Below are 385 nucleotides of genomic sequence, written 5' to 3' on the forward strand. Positions count from 1 at the left end.
ACGGTGGCTCGCAGGCCAGACCCATTGTGAGAACTGCGGTGCGGCCTTGAGGCACAAAGACAGCCGCTCGAAGGTGCTGCGCACCGTCTATGGCAAGGTGACCGTGAAGAGTCCGCGGGTGTGGTCGTGCGCGTGTCAAGGGACTGCGCGGACGGAGCAGCGTGTGGTGCACCCCTTGTCGAAAGCGCTAACCAGACGCGTCACGCCGGAGCTGGAATACCTTCGCGCGAAGTGGGCAGTTCATCTGCCCTACCGGTAGGCGACGAACATGCTCAAGGAAGTGCTACCGCAGGGCAAGGGCATCTCGTTCAGCGGCATCCGGAATCGGATTCTTGACCTTGGAAAACAGCTCGACGCTGATATAGAGCGTGACATCGCGCAGCTC

The 385-nt window shown here is 61.3% G+C and carries 1 pseudogene; it reads left to right on the top strand.

Features of this window, described 5'->3' with window-relative positions:
• Positions 1-259, top strand: a pseudogene (locus P0D89_RS54205) (ISKra4-like element ISBte1 family transposase); the annotation flags it as partial.
• Between the last annotated feature and the right edge of the window lie 126 nt (positions 260-385).

The sequence above is a fragment of the Paraburkholderia sp. RL18-085-BIA-A genome (genome assembly GCF_046027075.1).
In the GTDB taxonomy this organism is placed as follows: domain Bacteria; phylum Pseudomonadota; class Gammaproteobacteria; order Burkholderiales; family Burkholderiaceae; genus Paraburkholderia.